Source organism: Streptococcus sp. 5004 (assembly GCF_013276755.1).
GTDB lineage: Bacteria > Bacillota > Bacilli > Lactobacillales > Streptococcaceae > Streptococcus.
Genome location: NZ_VMLP01000036.1, coordinates 17,354 through 34,269, shown reverse-complemented (window position 1 = coordinate 34,269; position 16,916 = coordinate 17,354). Strand labels below are relative to the sequence as shown.

Below are 16,916 nucleotides of genomic sequence, written 5' to 3'. Positions count from 1 at the left end.
TATATTAGTATATCACAGTTACTTTCGCTTGTCAACACTTTTTTGAAACTTTTTTAAGTTTTTTTGAAACTTTTTTTCATCAAGTGTTCCAACCGCAACATACCATAGTCCGTACGGGATTCGAACCCGTGTTACCGCCGTGAAAAGGCGGTGTCTTAACCCCTTGACCAACGGACCAGAGTTGTTATTTTCAACTCTTACTATTATACAGCCTTTTTGTTTTTTGTCAACTACTTTTTTAAACTTTTTTTACTTTTTTGCATTGGGTAACTTCTCAAAGTAACTTCCACCATAGCGGAACTTAATCTGAAACGCTTTCAGATGAGGGGATTTTGTGCGCTCTTTTTTCGATTCATTTTGGCTACAAAAGCAATGAAATCAAGCATTAGCAAAACCAGTAGAACTTACCCTGACACGAATTTCCACTGGTTTTTACGATTTTTATCAGACTAACTTCCACTTGGATTAGCAGTAGAACTTAGTTTGGGAATTTACCAATTTTTCAATTCTTTTCAAGTACAGTTTTTCAAATTATAGTAAAAAGAGCCAGAATTGTACTGACTCTTCTATTGTTCATTAAACTTAGAAGCACGTTCTTCTCCCCACCAATAGGGCATTAGTTCTGCGACTTTCACTGTCTTTCTTGTATCGTAGTCCATCATGACTTCTGCATCTTTATTTTCAGCGTTCATCTCTAAGAGGAATTCTCTGCAAGCTCCACAGGGCATCCCTGAACTTCCACCATAAGGTGGTTTGTCTCGAAAGGCTAATACTTTCTTAACCTTAGTTTGTCCTGAAAATTGGTACATATTGAAGAGAGCCGCCCGCTCTGCGCAGAGATGGAATACACCACAGGTTCCCTCCATACAGAATCCTGTAAATATTTGTCCATCTTCTGCTTCTACTGCAGCCACAACATGGTTAGCGTAAACAAAATCAGATACTTCATGTGGATTGTATAGTTTCTGTGCTTCTTCGTACATCTTTTCCCAGATGTCCATTGTTGCATCCTTCTTATTTAGAGATTTCTTTTAGCATGTTTTTGATATGCTGAATTGATTTTTCACGTCCAAGCAAGAAAATTGTATCTGGCAATTCTGGCCCATGCATTTCACCTGAAACTGCAATACGAATAGGCATGAAAAGATTTTTCCCTTTAATACCTGTTTCTTTTTGGACTGCTTTGATTTGTGGGAAAATATTTTCTGTCACAAATTCATCATCTGACATTGCTTCAAGTTTTGCTTTGAAGGCTTCAAGAACTGTTGGAACTGTTTCACCCGCCATGACTTCACGCTCTGCTTCTGTCAATTCTGGGAAATCTGAGAAGAAGAGATCTGTCAATGGGATAATCTCATCTACTGATTTCATTTGTGGTTTATAGAGCTCAACTAATTTTTCAGCCTTGTCAGTTAAACGGCCTGCTTCCTCTAAGAATGGTTTTGCCATTTCAAAGATAGTTTCTAGGTCTGCATTCTTGATATAATCATTGCTCATCCAGTCGAGTTTTTTCTGGTCAAAGGCTGCTGGAGACTTGCTCAGGCGGTTTTCATCGAAAAGTTTAATCAATTCTTCACGAGAGAAAATCTCATCTTCGCCACCTGGGTTCCAACCAAGAAGAGCAATAAAGTTAAAGACTGCTTCTGGTAAATAGCCTTTTTTACGGTAGTCTTCGATAAACTGAAGGGTGTTGGTGTCACGTTTAGACAGTTTCTTACCAGTTTCAGAGTTGATAATCAAAGTCATGTGACCAAACTCTGGAGCTTCCCAACCAAGTGCTTCATAAACCATGAGCTGTTTTGGTGTATTAGCAATGTGGTCGTCTCCACGGATTACGTGAGAAATTTGCATATCATGGTCATCGATGACAACGGCAAAGTTGTAAGTTGGGTAACCGTCTTTCTTTTGGATAACCCAGTCACCACCGATATTGCCACCTTCAAATTCGATATCACCTTTGACCATATCATGCCACTTGTAGATACCTGACTCATTGACCGCCAAACGAACAGTTGGGATGATTCCTGCTGCTTCACGTTCTGCGATATAAGCTGCTTTTTCTTCTTCACTCATACCAAGGTATTCGTTAATGTAACGAGGGGTTTCACCAGCTGCTTCTTGGCGTTCACGTTCAGCTGCCAACTCTTCTTCTGTGACGTAAGATTTGTAGGCTTTTTCTTCAGCTAACAGTTGGTCGATGTATTTTTGATACAAGTCCAAACGCTCAGACTGGCGATAATTTTCATGTGTTTCTGGGCTTTCATCCCAATCCATGCCTAACCAACGAAGGTTTTCAAGTTGTGAACGTTCACCATCCTCGACATGGCGTTTACGATCAGTATCTTCGATACGGATAATAAAAGTCCCACCGTGATGACGGGCATAAAGGTAATTGAACAATGCTGTACGGGCATTTCCGATGTGTAGTAGTCCTGTTGGACTTGGTGCGTAACGTACGCGGATATCTTTTGACATAGTTTCTCCTATAAAGTCTCTAGGCGTCTGCCTTTTTGCTCTCTATATTATATCACAAGTCTTGGCTGAGTCCAATTTCTATGGATAAAGAGAGTAAAAAGAGTGGACAAACCACTCTTTTCTTCTATTATAGACGTGCGTTAAGTTCTTTGCTCAATTCTTCAAATCCTGGTTTTCCAAGAAGGGCAAACATGTTGCGTTTGTAAGCTTCAACACCTGGTTGGTCAAATGGGTTGATGGCATTCAAGTAACCTGAAAGAGCGATAGCCAATTCGAAGAAGTAGATAGTGTATCCAAGAGTGAAAGCATCTTGCTCAGGAAGAGTCACGTACATGTTTGGTACATCACCATCTGTGTGGGCAAGAAGAACACCATCAGTTGCTTTTTTATTTACAAAGTCAACGTCTTTTCCTTGAAGGTAACCAAGTCCGTCAAGGTCTTCTTCCAAGCTAGGGATAATCACGTTCTTACGAGGTTTGTCAACACGGACAACTGTTTCAAACATGATACGAGTTCCTTCTTGGATAAATTGACCCAATGAGTGCAAGTCAGTTGAGAAGTTAGCTGAAGTTGGGTAGATCCCTTTTTGGTCTTTTCCTTCTGATTCACCAGCCAATTGTTTCCACCATTCTGAGAAGTATTGAAGCGATGGCTCGTAGTTTACCAAGATTTCAGTTGCATAGCCTTTACGGTAAAGGATGTTACGAACAGCTGCATATTGGTAAGCTTCGTTTTCAGAGATTTTATCTGAAGTGTAGTCTTTGCGAGCTGCATTCGCACCTTCCATAAGGGCTTTGATGTCAGCTCCTGATGCTGCGATTGGAAGCAAACCAACGGCTGTCAATACTGAGAAGCGTCCACCGATGTCATCTGGAACCACAAATGTTTCCCAACCGTTAGCATCTGCCTCAACCTTAACAGCACCTTTTTGGCGGTCAGTTGTTGCATAGATACGTTTGTTGGCTTCTTCTTGACCGTATTTCTTAACCAAGAGTTCTTTGAAGACACGGAAAGCGATAGCTGGTTCAGTTGTTGTACCTGATTTAGAAATCACGTTTACTGAGAAGTCTTTGTCTGCAACATACTCTACCAAGTCAGCAAGGTAAGTAGATGAGATTGAGTTTCCTGCGTAAAGGATTTGTGGAGCTTTGCGTTCTTCTTTTGTTTGCAAGTTTGCAAAGTGGTGGTTCAAGAAGTCGATTGCTGCTTTCGCACCAAGGTAAGATCCACCGATACCGATCACAACCAAAACATCGCTGTCTGATTTGATTTGCTCAGCAGCTTTCAAGATGCGGTCAAATTCTTCGCGGTCGTAGTTTTCAGGAAGGTCCAACCATCCCAAGAAGTCGCTACCAGCACCAGTTCCTTTACGGATCAATTCATCTGCTGCTGTTACTTGTGATTGCATGTATTCCACTTCATGTGGTGCAACAAATTTGTCTAAGACTTTTGAATAATCAAATTTAATATGTGACATGTTATTCCTCCAATATTTCTTCTTTTCTATCATAACGCTTACCTTCGTTTTTTTCAAGTTTTTTTGTCGAATTTCTCCAATTTTTATCAGAATTCAAACGTTTGCGTAAAAATCCCACATTCCAAAAATTTTGAAAAAATAAAAGAAAGAACGACTAGATGTTCCAGTCGTTACAGTTCATTCAATAAATACTCAAATAATTCTAAATTGCCATCTTCTTCATTGACCAGAAACTCTGGATGCCACTGCAAACCGATAATGTGGTGCTCATCGATAGACTCAATCGCTTCAATGGTCTGGTCTCTTGGATCAATAGCAGTTACACGGAAATTAGGTGCCAAATCTTTAATACTTTGACGATGAACTGAGTTGACCTGACTTTCTTTTCCGAATAGCTTAGCCACCACGCTTCCTTCTACTGTCTCAATAGAGTGAGATGTCCCGAAAGGTAATCCTTGCCAGTGTCCTTCTATTTCTTGATTTAGGGTTCCACCAAAGGCAACATTGACAAGTTGAACACCGCGACAGATTGCCATAATTGGTTTATTCTGACGGAGCGCTTCTTTCAAGAGTGCCAATTCAAATTCATCACGCACTAGATTGTAATCGTCGCTCTCGATGGTCTTTTTCTCTCCGTAAAATTGAGGATGGACATTTTGCCCACCTGTCAAGATGAGCTTGTCAATCATTTCTACATAATCGCGCACGACTGACTCGTCACCAACAGGAATGACTAAAGGGAGACCGCCGACTTGACGAATGCTCTCTGCGAATCTACAAGATACAGATGAATGAATGTTTTTGCCTTCTGCGTCTACGGGACATAGATTTGCAGCAACTCCTACAACCGTTCTAGCCATGATGTCTCTCCTTTCGAATGTTAACGATAGTCCTATCTTATCACTCAAAACGTCTTTCGTCTAATATGTTTTTTTAAAGGCCGTGATAAAAATTTTTTATGGACAAGAAAAAGCTGCCCAAGGGGACAACTTCTTTCTTATTCGAAGACAAATTGATTGTGATAGAGTTCTGAGTAGAATCCACCCAGTTTCAAGAGTTCATGGTGGTTACCGCGTTCAATGACTTCTCCATCTTTAAGGACAATAATCTGATCAGCATTGAGGATGGTCTTCAAACGGTGAGCAATGACGAAACTGGTTCTACCTGCTACAACCGCCTCCATGGCATGCTGAATCTTACTTTCTGTCACCGTATCTACGTTTGAAGTTGCTTCATCGAGAATGAGAACTTCTGGATCTGTCATCAGGGTTCGAGCGATAGAAATCAACTGCTTCTGCCCAGTTGAGAAGATGCTCTGATCATCATCTATAAGGGTATCGTACTTATCAGGCAAACTTTCGATATAGTAGTGAATGTGGGTTGCCTTGGCTGCTGCCTCAACCATTTCCTGACTGGCATCTGGTACACCGAAACGGATATTGTCTCGAATCGTTCCGCTAAACAAGACCGAATCTTGCAAGACAATTCCCACCTTACTTCTGAGACTATCTAAATCATAGTCACGAATATCTTTCCCATCAAAATAAATCCCACCAGCATCAACATCATAAAAGCGATTGATGAGGTTCATAATAGTCGTTTTCCCTGAACCTGTTGGACCAACAACCGCCGTCATCTGTCCTTTCAGAGCGGAAATGCTGACATCTTTCAAAATAGGTTTATCAGGCAAATACGAGAAATCAATGTGACTAATTTCAACACCTTCTTGCAACTGAGTGAAGGCCGGGGCGTTTTCAGGTCGGATTTCTTCCTCTGCATCGAACATTTCCTGAATCCGTTCAGCACCTGTAAAGGCCAACTGAAGACTCCCCCAACTAGCTGCAACCTGAATAATAGGCTGGTAATACTGTTGAGAAAATTGGGCAAACATAACAATCAAACCTAGGGCGGTACTTGTTTCAATGGCCTTATCATTCAAAAGTACAGCTGAACCAGCAAAGATAACGATGGCTGTATTAACCAGACTCATGCCATTCATGACAGGGAAAAGAATTCCTGAGAACATTCTTCCTTTAAAGGTTGCCTTGCGCACGCGCTCATTTTGTTCAAGAAATCCTGCCATCATATCCTCTTGAATTCCTTGCACAATCACGGCTTTTTGGCCTGAAATACTCTCGTCCATATAGGCATTGAGCTTCCCTACCTCTTTTTGCTGGAGGTTGGTGTATTTCCGTGCCATTTTTACGATGAAAATCAGCATGAGGAAGGCTACTGGTGTGCTGGCAATGGTGATGAGAGCCAGCGTCACATTTCTCGAAAACATAACAAGAATCAGACCAATGTATAAAACAATATTGCTCATGACCTGAATCAAGCTTTCGTTAAAGGCTTGGAGGATATTATCCAAATCACTGGTAAAACGAGATAAGATATCGCCATCTTGTCGGCGGTCAAAGAAAGAAACGGTCAAACGAGCCAATTTGCCAAAAAGACCTTTACGCATCTCGTTGGTCGACTCTGCAATCACGCGCGTCATGAGACACATGTATATGACACTAGAGATAAATAGAACCAAAACCAGCAGGCCAAGATTGACCATGATTCCTGATAGGCTTTGCCAAACAAGTTCTGGATTGCCATCTTGATAAGCTTGAACTAAATTAGCTAACTGCGTCACTGCTTGTCCAGAAAAGACCGGAAAGAGGGCTTGAGCAAGAGTCGCCAGAACAATCATCAGAATGACAACTACAAATGATAGCTTATAGACTTTAAAATAATTCCAAAAAAATTGAATTGTCTTCATTTTACTCCTCCTTTCCTTTCTGTGTTTCATAGATTTCACGGTAAACGGCATTGTTAGCAACCAAGTCTGCATGCGTCCCTTGACCAATCAATCGTCCTTGATCCAGCACCAATATCTTATCTGCATGGACAACCGAGCTAATCTTTTGAGCGATGATAATGGTTGTTGTTCCCTTCAAGTCCTTATTCAAGGCTTCTTGGACCAGACGCTCTGACTTGGCATCCAAGGCCGAGGTCGAATCATCAAAAATCAGAATACGTGGATTGCTAACAATTCCACGCGCAATCGACATCCTTTGCTTTTGCCCACCTGAGAAATTGGTTCCCCGTTCCTCAACTGGACTTTCAAAGGTTTTCTCCATACGATGAATGAATTCACTAGCCTGGGCAATATTAGCTGCGCGTTCCATTTCAAATAGAGTAGCATCTCCCTTACCCTGTCTCAAGTTATCTGCAATCGTTCCACTAAAGAGAATGGCACGTTGGAGAACGATGGAAACAGTTTTACGCAGGGTTCCTTCACTCACTTCTCGAATATCCTTGCCTCCGATTTTAATAGCCCCTTCCTGCGGGTCAAAGAGACGTGGAATCAATTGAGCCAAGGTTGATTTTCCTGCACCAGTCGCTCCAACGACACCAACCATCTGACCAGGTTCAATAGTAAAGCTCACATCTTTCAGCATTGGTTCCTTGTCCATTGGATAGGTAAAGGTCACATTTTCAAAGCTAAGACTTCCGACCAACTCTTCATCTGGGACATCCTTGAAGGTCATGGCTGGCTCTGCATCCAGAATTTCTCGAATACGACGCATAGAAATCATGGCACGACTGACAGAATTTCCTAAAAATCCAACCATAACAATGGTAAAGATAATCTGGCTCAGGTAATTGACAAAGGAAGCAATGGAACCAACAACAGAAGGAGCCGACTGGACCATCCCTGCAACTAGCCAAATAGAGAGGAATACCGCCCCATAGCCAACTAACATCATGAAGGGTTCCACCACTGAAAAGGCATAACCAATGTAAAGATTTTGACCAAGAAGCTCGTCTGAAACTTCTGTAAACTTAGCAAACTGCTCTTTTTCTTGGACAAAGGACTTGACCACACGAACACCGCGCAGATTTTCCTTGGCAATGGCATTGATGCGCTCAAGAAGGGTTTGAAACTTGGCAAATCGTGGCCCCATCATCCCCATCATGACAGCAGTCAAACCAAAAATCAAGACTACCATGAGAACAATCACCCACCACAGAGAAGGTAGGGTTTGAACCGCCAGGATAAAGGAACCGATGAACAAGAGGGGAAGTCTGAAAAGAATCTGGAAGGTCATCATGACCACGTTCTGAATCTGGTTGATGTCATTTGTCATACGAACGACTAGATTTCCCGCATTAAATTGTTCAATATTGGCATAAGAAAAGGTTTGGATTTTACGGAAGGCATCCTCTCGAAGGTCAGATGAAACTCCTTGGGCAATATAGGCTGCAAGGATAACATTGAGTCCACCAGCAACTAGACCGACTACGGCCACACCAATCAACCAAGCCCCAATACTATAAATAGCTTCATATTTTCCAGCAAGGAGGGCGTCTAACACTTCCTGCAGGTAACGCGGTTGCAAAAGTGAACTAGCAACCATCAAGCCTGTCATCAGGAGCGAAGCCAAGGCCTGCCACTTGTAGGTTTTTATTTTCTGAATCAGCATACTTTCTCCTTAAAAAATAGACAAAAGGGAGCGATAATGCGTCAGCTCCTTTTCATTCTGTTTGTGTGATGTTATTCTAGCAAAAAAGTGGGGGATTGTCAAAAAAGTCTCCTTGATACAGCTAGAATGACTAGTAATTTTCTCTTTATAGTTTCTGTTTTAACTCGACCAAGACATTCATAGCCTGCATAGGTGTCATATTGTAAATATCCAGTTTAGCTAATTCTGCTAGGATAGGATGCTCTTCAGGCTCGTCAAAGAGTGAAATTTGTTCAGTGACAGCACTTGTTTGTCTCACGGGAGCAGGACTTTCTGTCCCTTGATTCTCTAACTGAGTCAAAATCTTATCCGCCCTTGCTAAAAGGTCTGCCGGCAAGCCAGCAATCTTGGCAACATGGATACCGTAGGATTTATCAGCTGGCCCTGGTTCAATCTTGTGAAGGAAGGTGACCTGCCCATCCTGCTCCAAAGTTGCCACGTGGACATTGACCAAGTGTTCCAAGCTAGACTCCAGACTAGTCAACTCATGGTAGTGGGTCGCAAAGAGAGTCTTGGCTCCGATATGTTCATGAATGTATTCGATGATGGACTGAGCAAGAGCCATACCATCGTAAGTTGCAGTTCCACGACCTAACTCATCAAAGAGAATCAAGGAATTTTTGGTTGCATGCGAAATGGCATTGTTGGCCTCCATCATCTCCACCATAAAGGTTGACTGACCTGAAACCAAGTCATCTGCTGCTCCTATACGGGTAAAAATCGCATCAAAAATCGGTAAATGGGCGCTTTCTGCTGGCACATAAGAACCCAGCTGGGCCATAACCGCCGTCATGGCTAACTGACGCATGTAGGTAGACTTCCCGCTCATGTTGGGCCCTGTAATTAGTTGAATACTGGTATCTTCTGCCATCTGAATCGTATTAGGAATATAGGTCTGAGCCCCCATAACCTTTTCAACAACAGCATGGCGCCCTTTCTGGATATCAATTCGCGAATCATCTCCGAATTCAGGTCGAATCAAATGCTGGGTTTCAGCCACAACCGCCAGACTCTGTAAGACATCAACTGTCGCAATTCCTTGGGCTAGAGCTTGTAAACGTTGGATGTACTTGCTGACCTCTTCACGAATACGCATAAAGATTTCATACTCTAGATTAGCTGACTTCTCACGCGCTTCCAGCATATCTCCCTCGATACGGGCTAATTCCTCAGTTCCAAAGCGTTCCGAGTTTTTCAGCGTCGCCTTGCGGAAAAAATGGGCTGGCACATTTCCCAGTTGAGAATTGGTCACATGGAAATAGTAGCCATCCTTCTTATTGTAGTCAATCTTAAGCGTGCTGATACCAGAGTTTTCTCGCTCCTTAGCCTCAATCTCAGCAATCCAGCCAGTCCCTTCTCTGAGAACGCGACGGTACTTGTCTAAAGTCTCATCAAATCCAGTTCGGATAATTCCCCCATCTGTAATCACATGAGGAGCTTCAGGAGCAATCGCTGCACTAATCAAACTCTCCAACTCAGGAATTCCATCCAGTTGTGCGATGAGATAGGCTAGAGCAGGTTGCTCCATCCCTTCTAAAATCGCACGAATCCGTGGCACACTAGACAAGGTAGTCGCCAACTGCAAGAGATCCTTTGGATTGGTTTTACCAAAAGAAACCCGACTAGCCAAGCGCTCAATGTCATAAACACCCTTGAGACTGTCTGTCAAATCACTGCGCTCAAAGAAATGGTCGAGGAAGACCTGCACTACTTCTTGACGTTGGACGATTCGTTCCTTATCAATCAAGGGGCGATGAATCCAAGAACGCAAGAGCCGCATACCCATAGCTGTTTTGGTTTCATCCAAAAGCCAAAAAAGACTACCTTGCTTCTTGCCTGAACGAGCATTCTCAACCAAATCCAGACTAGCCTTGGTCGCATAATCCATCTGCAAGAAATCCTTGATTTCATAACGGATAACAGGCTTGAGGTGGTTCAATTCCCTCATCTGAGTCCGATGAACATACTGGAGCAACTTACTAGATGCCGCTTGCTCCACAGGTGCTAATCGTGAATCCAATAAATGAAGGTCTTCAAAGGTTTCTTTTTCATAGGAAAGTACCAGATTCATCTGACGACTAAGGATTTGTTCTTCTTCCTCAGACAAGTCATAGCCCAGCACCACTTCTCGCGCCTTGAGATTACGGATTTCCCCACAAACCAGCGTGAAATCCAAAAGACCTGTCACATAAAAATCACCTGTCACTAGATCCATATAAGCTAGACCAAACTGATTGCCATCTCGGTCTATGGCAACCAAGAAATTATTCTGGCTATCCGGCTTACTGCTATCGACCACTGTCCCTGGGGTAATGACCTGAACAACCTCTCGTTTCACAACCCCAACTGCTTGTTTAGGATCTTCCATCTGCTCTGCAATGGCTACCTTATAGCCCTGCTCAATCAAGACATCGATGTACTGTTGGGCAGAATGATAGGGGACACCCGCCATAGGAATCGGATTGTCGGCATTCTTGTTGCGACTCGTTAAGGAAATTTCCAGAATCTGCGCAGCATTGACCGCATCCTCATAAAATAATTCATAAAAATCACCCATCCGAAAGAGCAAAAACGCATCTGGATATTGCTTTTTAATATCCACATACTGTTGCATGCCGGGTGATAGCTTTTCTGTCGCCATTTTCCGTCTCTCCTTGTCAAAAATAAGTCTTGAGAGCAACTCCCAAGACCTTACTTATCTTTCATCAAATCTAGCAAACGATCTTCCATGAGTTTGGCAACGTGCTGGTCTCGACAAATAACCAATAAGGTATTGGCACCAGCAACTGTTCCTAAAATCCATTCATCCTTGTTTGCATCTACAATATTTGCCAAAACAGAGGCTTCTCCCAGTTTGGTATGAAGCACCAAAGTAAACTCTGCTCTTGCAACACCTTCTAAATGATGAGACAAAAATTCCACCAAATCAATCTTTTCTGTCTCATTTGCTAGTACATAATACACCATATCATTTTTCTTGACCTTGGTCAAGCCGATTTCGCGCAAATCACGAGACAAGGTTGTCTGTGTCACAAAAACATTGTGTGCCTCCAACCGATCTTGAATTTCTTTTTGTGTACTTAATTTCTCCTCAGTAATCATTTTTTTTATTAACTGATGACGATCTCTTTTTCTCATAAAATCCTCTTATGTGAATATTTATAACTATTTTTATAACTATATTATACCAAAAAAATAGGAGATTTCAAAAAGTTTTTCTTCTTTCTTTAAAAATGTGATAAAATAGTAGAAAAGTCCAAAAGGAGCTCATAATGAATACAAAAGAATTGATTGCTAGCGAATTGGCTAGCGTCATTGATAGCCTGAACCAAGAGGCTATTTTAAATTTACTGGAAACCCCTAAAAACTCAGAAATGGGAGACATTGCTTTCCCTGCTTTTTCTCTTGCAAAAGTCGAACGTAAAGCACCTCAAATGATTGCGGCTGAACTGGCTGAAAAAATTAACAGCCAAGCCTTTGAGAAGGTTGTCGCAACGGGACCTTACGTTAACTTTTTCCTTGATAAATCTGCCATTTCTGCTCAAGTATTGCAAGCTGTTATCACTGAAAAAGAACACTATGCTGATCAAACTATTGGCAAACAAGAAAATGTTGTTATCGATATGTCTAGTCCCAATATCGCTAAACCATTCTCTATTGGTCACCTGCGCTCAACTGTTATCGGAGATAGCTTGTCACATATCTTCCAAAAAATCGGTTATCAAACAGTCAAGGTCAACCATTTGGGAGACTGGGGTAAACAGTTTGGGATGTTGATTGTTGCCTACAAAAAATGGGGCGACGAAGAAGCTGTAAAAGCTCATCCAATTGATGAACTTCTTAAACTCTATGTCCGCATCAATGCTGAGGCTGAAAATGACCCTAGCTTGGATGAAGAAGCACGCGAATGGTTCCGTAAGCTTGAAAATGGCGACGAGGAAGCTCTCGCTCTTTGGCAATGGTTCCGTGATGAAAGTTTAGTGGAATTTAACCGCCTTTACAATGAATTGCAAGTCGAATTTGACAGCTACAACGGAGAAGCCTTCTACAACGATAAGATGGATGCAGTTGTAGACATTCTTTCTGAAAAAGGCCTTCTTGTTGAATCAGAAGGTGCCCAGGTTGTAAATCTTGAGAAATATGGAATTGAACATCCAGCCCTCATCAAGAAATCTGATGGTGCAACTCTCTACATCACACGTGACTTGGCCGCAGCCCTTTACCGTAAAAATGAATACCAATTTGCCAAATCTATCTACGTCGTTGGTCAAGAGCAATCTGCCCACTTTAAACAGCTCAAAGCTGTCTTGCAAGAGATGGGCTACGACTGGAGTGACAACATTACCCACGTTCCTTTTGGTTTGGTTACAAAAGAAGGGAAGAAACTCTCTACTCGTAAAGGGAATGTCATCTTGCTAGAGCCTACTGTTGCAGAGGCTATTAGCCGTGCCAAGGCCCAAATAGAGGCTAAAAATCCTGAACTTGAAAATAAAGATCAGGTAGCCCATGCTGTTGGAGTTGGAGCCATTAAATTCTATGACCTCAAGACCGACCGTACAAATGGATACGACTTCGACCTAGAGGCTATGGTATCCTTCGAGGGTGAAACTGGACCTTATGTTCAATACGCCTACGCTCGTATCCAATCTATCTTACGTAAAGCAGACTTCAAACCAGAAACAGCCGGCAACTATAGCTTGAATGATGCTGAAAGCTGGGAAATCATCAAACTCATCCAAGACTTCCCACGTATTATCAACCGTGCGGCGGATAACTTTGAACCTTCTATCATTGCTAAATTTGCAATTAGCCTGGCTCAAGCCTTTAACAAATATTATGCACATACACGTATCTTGGATGAAAGCCCAGAACGCGACAGCCGTCTAGCCCTCAGCTACGCAACCGCAGTCGTTCTCAAAGAAGCCCTTCGCTTGCTTGGAGTAGAAGCGCCTGAGAAGATGTAAATCGTTACAAGAGACTGGAACTAAAGTTCCTAGTCTCTTGACGGCAATCGCTATATGGCGAATTGCCTAAACGCTTCACTAATTCACCTAACCAAATAATATCGATTTGGTTAGGCTCATGTCGTAATCTTTTAATCACTTTATTGTAAAGTAGTCTAAGTAACTAACGCCAAATCCTATCAGAGATTTGGCTAGGTGCTTCACTAGTTTTAGGACATAAATATGATCGATTTATGTTCCAGAACGTCGTAACTAGAGATACTTGTCTAAACGCTTCACTAATTCAATCTACTCACTACTACTTCTTTATCATACAGGGAGATTTCCTATGAGCCAATATGCTTATATCCTCGTTGTAATTAGCTTGGTTTTCCTTTTTCTGCTCAATAAGTACGAAAAGGAGAGACTGCAAAGGCTCTACCAAGAACAACTTTTGAAGGATGAAACATTTAGGACTGACATCAAAGAGAAAATTCACACGACTGAAAATATTAATGATGTCATTGCTTACATCAATAAAACTTATCATCTGGGAATGTTACTGTCAAAAGACATTACAGATCAATTGAAATAAACCTAGCTATTCTTTAAGAAATATGAAAACCGAGACTAAGAGTTTAATACTGAGTCTCGGTTTTTAGTATGTTCAATTGAAACAAGTGTTGAAAACTTGTTGTAGCAATTCTAATATAGGGATGGATAGACTTTCAAAAATATCATTTACAAATATTTTTAAAGAAATTAAACTCCCTATATTTACTATTCTTATAGACTGTTAAATCAACATCCTCTACAACTTCTTTCACATCTATATTGACATCATAGGGCAAAGAAAGAAAATCTAAATTATAGAATTCTAGACTCATCTCTTTTAAAATAAGAAGTTCTAACAAGTATCCCTCCACTCTGATTTCAACTTGAATTATCTTAGACATGAAATTTTTTAGAATCATAAAGTCCTTTACTTGCTTTCTCTTAGGACCGACATACTCAAATCTTTTTCGTTCAAAAATAATTTTCTCCAAATGTTACACCATTTCAATAATATCATTTTCTAAATAACTGCAAAAGCAATTCTTCTTTTTAATGCAGTCTTCATTAAAATTTCCCTTGTTTAATTCTTCCAAAAATTTTTGAAATAGTGCAAATAAAAGCTCCTAGTAAAAATTCCTGTAGGAAAAATCCAAAATAAGTTCCCAACTGTAAATTTCTATTGAATGTAAATACGGAAGTTTCAGATTGAATCGTATTTTGTTCTATAAGCGTCATAGGAGTAACTCTGAAAATTCCAAACATCATTAAGGCATAGATCATTCCAAAAATAATTAATAACACCCAGCTGTGCTTACTTCTAGAAGAAATACTTCCCGATAACAAAGCTAATACTATTGACGGTATAATTTGTACGAATAACATAAATTGAAAAAGATTAAAATTATCTAGTGTAAAAAAACATATTGTAAATTCCACAATTAACATTAGAGAAAATACTCCATCTATTTTTGTAAATTTCATTTTACCTCCTTTAAATTCACATCCATCATTACCTTAGACCTTCAATAACATTTTTATTTGCTGCAACCATTGCAGGCATAATACTAAATACAATTCCAAATACACCCGTTGTGAATAGAGTAATCAAAATATGATCCAGAGTTAATGTCGTAACAAAACCACTCATGTTCATTAAAACAACAAATAATGTCGCTACTCCAATACCAGTTATAGCTCCCAGAAGCGATAAAAGAATCCCCTCCATCATATATGATTGATAAATATCAGATTTTTTAGCTCCCAAAGCTCGACGAATGGCTATCTCCTTACTACGTTCGCTAACAGAAGACAACATAGCATTCATAACCCCAAAACCAGCTACAAAAATTGAAATGCTTGATAACAGTGCAATGAAATTTAATATTGTAGTAGCTTGGGCCTTTGTTTCCTCATATACCCTTCTATTATCTATATATCCATAAGTTCCTTCCTTGCGGAATATTCCATAAGTATCTAAAGCAGATAAAGCCTTATTAATATTCTCCAACTGATTAGTTTCTACTACTAATTCATCAAAATATTCCCTTCCTCCTAAAAGTAACTCTTTGATTTCATTGGTAACCAATAAAGAAGGTAATCTTTCATTAACAGCTGATCCATAATATATTGCCTGAATTGGATATTCTTTTCCAGATATATTGATAGTTTCTCCTAAAAAAGTTTCAATATTTTCCTTTCGAGTCAATGACATGAGAGCCTTATCGCTAATAGCGACACCGCCATCTAGTTCCTCTAATGCTCTTCCTTTTAATAAAGCAGGCACAACTAAACCATTCTGATTCAAATCGCCCAATGTTCGAAAACTAAGATTCTGCTTAGAATCATTAAAATACGTTTCAGCATACAAGGCATAAGAGCTGGAAGAAAGTCTTGCAGGTTTTCCAATAGTTTGCTCAACCAATTGTTTATCTTCCTGTGTAAACCCTCTAATATCCAACATATTCTGAGGAGTATAAGTCATTGTTGCTGTGTCTTCTTCTATCTTTAAATCATTACCTAATGTAGAAGTTGTATAGGAAGAACTTGATAGTATTACTAATAAAACAAATGTTGCCACTGTGATGGCTAAGGATGTCAGAATACTTTGTCTTTTATTCCTCTTTAACAACTTTAGAGTATCTATTAACAGCTTTTTAAACTTCATGTAATCCTTCTCCTTCAGATGTTAGATACCCATTTTTCATTCGATACCTTGTTCTACAATGACTGGCAACAAACTCATCGTGAGTTACTACAATAATTGTCGTTCCAGAATGATTCAAATTTTGTAGAATTTGCAATATCTCATTCCTATTTTTCTCATCTAATGCACCTGTAGGTTCATCCGCTATAAGAAATCTAGGTTTATGAGCAAGAGCTCTAATTAAAGCAACTCGTTGCTTCTGTCCGCCTGATAAATGACTTGGGTACTCATTCATCTTATCTATAAGCCCTAAGTCTTGTAATAAACTATCAATGTATTCTATATCTGGCTGTTGGTCAGAATATAGGAATGATAATAAAATATTTTCTTTAACAGTATATTCATCAATAAGATGAAATTGTTGAAAAACAAATCCAATATCACGATTACGATAACTTGCTTGTTGATTTTCATTTAACTTCTCAATACTTTTTCCGTCTAATATATATTCTCCTTTAAATTCAGAATCAATCAGTCCCAAAATATTGATAAATGTCGATTTGCCCGAACCTGATGGTCCCATTATCGATACAAATTCTCCTTCAACTACCTTAAAATTTATTTCTCTTAAAACATTATTTTTTAGCGTCCCTTGTTCGTAACTTTTGCTAATATTTTTTAGTTCTAACATAGACCTTCCCATTCTATCTTTATTATTTATAAATCCAAAAAATGGCAACAACTAGCACTAACATATGTTCTCTCCTTATTTTTTCTACAGGATTATTATACTTCTATGTTACACATTCTCC

General features: G+C 40.1%; 14 protein-coding genes and 1 tRNA gene. 2 read left to right on the top strand and 13 right to left on the bottom strand.

The features are described 5' to 3' along the window. Positions 1-105: 105 nt before the first annotated feature. The 9 genes from HT685_RS09840 to argR all read right to left on the bottom strand — a co-directional run bounded on the left by HT685_RS09840 (position 106) and on the right by argR (position 11,601). Positions 106-177 (bottom strand) — tRNA-Glu (locus HT685_RS09840). A 389-nt stretch (positions 178-566) separates the two neighbouring features. Next, positions 567-1,001: a cytidine deaminase gene (locus HT685_RS09835; protein ID WP_173226884.1), complete on the bottom strand. Its 435-nt coding sequence runs from the start codon at positions 999-1,001 to the stop codon at positions 567-569. A 13-nt stretch (positions 1,002-1,014) separates the two neighbouring features. After that, positions 1,015-2,475 (bottom strand): glutamate--tRNA ligase, encoded by a 1,461-nt coding sequence (gltX, locus tag HT685_RS09830; protein ID WP_173226886.1) that lies wholly within the window; start codon positions 2,473-2,475, stop codon positions 1,015-1,017. Positions 2,476-2,602: 127 nt separating this feature from the next. Next, positions 2,603-3,952: a glucose-6-phosphate isomerase gene (locus tag HT685_RS09825; protein WP_000018268.1), complete on the bottom strand. Its 1,350-nt coding sequence runs from the start codon at positions 3,950-3,952 to the stop codon at positions 2,603-2,605. A 170-nt stretch (positions 3,953-4,122) separates the two neighbouring features. Next, positions 4,123-4,812, bottom strand: coding sequence for a gamma-glutamyl-gamma-aminobutyrate hydrolase family protein (locus HT685_RS09820; protein WP_143952565.1), 690 nt, complete (start codon positions 4,810-4,812; stop codon positions 4,123-4,125). A 137-nt stretch (positions 4,813-4,949) separates the two neighbouring features. Next, positions 4,950-6,716, bottom strand: a complete 1,767-nt coding sequence (gene patB / locus HT685_RS09815) for a multidrug efflux ABC transporter subunit PatB (protein ID WP_173226888.1) — start codon at positions 6,714-6,716, stop codon at positions 4,950-4,952. A 1-nt stretch (position 6,717) separates the two neighbouring features. Next, complete coding sequence (gene patA / locus HT685_RS09810) at positions 6,718-8,424, bottom strand: multidrug efflux ABC transporter subunit PatA (RefSeq protein WP_173226890.1); 1,707 nt, start codon at positions 8,422-8,424, stop codon at positions 6,718-6,720. 145 nt (positions 8,425-8,569) lie between these two features. Next, positions 8,570-11,104 (bottom strand): DNA mismatch repair protein MutS, encoded by a 2,535-nt coding sequence (gene mutS, locus HT685_RS09805; protein WP_173226892.1) that lies wholly within the window; start codon positions 11,102-11,104, stop codon positions 8,570-8,572. 50 nt (positions 11,105-11,154) lie between these two features. Further along, entirely contained in the window at positions 11,155-11,601 is a 447-nt protein-coding gene (argR, locus tag HT685_RS09800) for an arginine repressor (RefSeq protein WP_001231476.1), read from the bottom strand. Between the two features lie 134 nt (positions 11,602-11,735). Between argR and argS the strand changes: the two genes are divergently transcribed. Together argS and HT685_RS09790 are read left to right on the top strand one after the other, a co-directional pair. Then, positions 11,736-13,427, top strand: a complete 1,692-nt coding sequence (argS, locus tag HT685_RS09795; RefSeq protein WP_173214517.1) for an arginine--tRNA ligase — start codon at positions 11,736-11,738, stop codon at positions 13,425-13,427. A 328-nt stretch (positions 13,428-13,755) separates the two neighbouring features. Beyond that, the gene (locus HT685_RS09790) at positions 13,756-14,001 is read left to right on the top strand and encodes a hypothetical protein (RefSeq protein WP_049532292.1); all 246 of its coding nucleotides are present in this window, start codon (positions 13,756-13,758) and stop codon (positions 13,999-14,001) included. A 142-nt stretch (positions 14,002-14,143) separates the two neighbouring features. On the opposite strand, the gene HT685_RS09785 is transcribed toward HT685_RS09790, so the two are convergent. From HT685_RS09785 to HT685_RS09770, 4 genes are all read right to left on the bottom strand, one after another. Next, complete coding sequence (locus tag HT685_RS09785) at positions 14,144-14,452, bottom strand: hypothetical protein (RefSeq protein WP_112445476.1); 309 nt, start codon at positions 14,450-14,452, stop codon at positions 14,144-14,146. Between the two features lie 73 nt (positions 14,453-14,525). Beyond that, positions 14,526-14,942 carry a hypothetical protein gene (locus tag HT685_RS10250; protein WP_234990575.1) on the bottom strand — a complete coding sequence of 139 codons (417 nt, stop codon included), beginning with the start codon at positions 14,940-14,942 and terminating at the stop codon, positions 14,526-14,528. Positions 14,943-14,970: 28 nt separating this feature from the next. Then, positions 14,971-16,125 (bottom strand): FtsX-like permease family protein, encoded by a 1,155-nt coding sequence (locus tag HT685_RS09775; protein WP_173226894.1) that lies wholly within the window; start codon positions 16,123-16,125, stop codon positions 14,971-14,973. Beyond that, entirely contained in the window at positions 16,115-16,795 is a 681-nt protein-coding gene (locus tag HT685_RS09770; protein WP_112445486.1) for an ABC transporter ATP-binding protein, read from the bottom strand. The genes HT685_RS09775 and HT685_RS09770 overlap by 11 nt, the downstream gene beginning before the upstream one ends. Positions 16,796-16,916 lie beyond the last annotated feature (121 nt).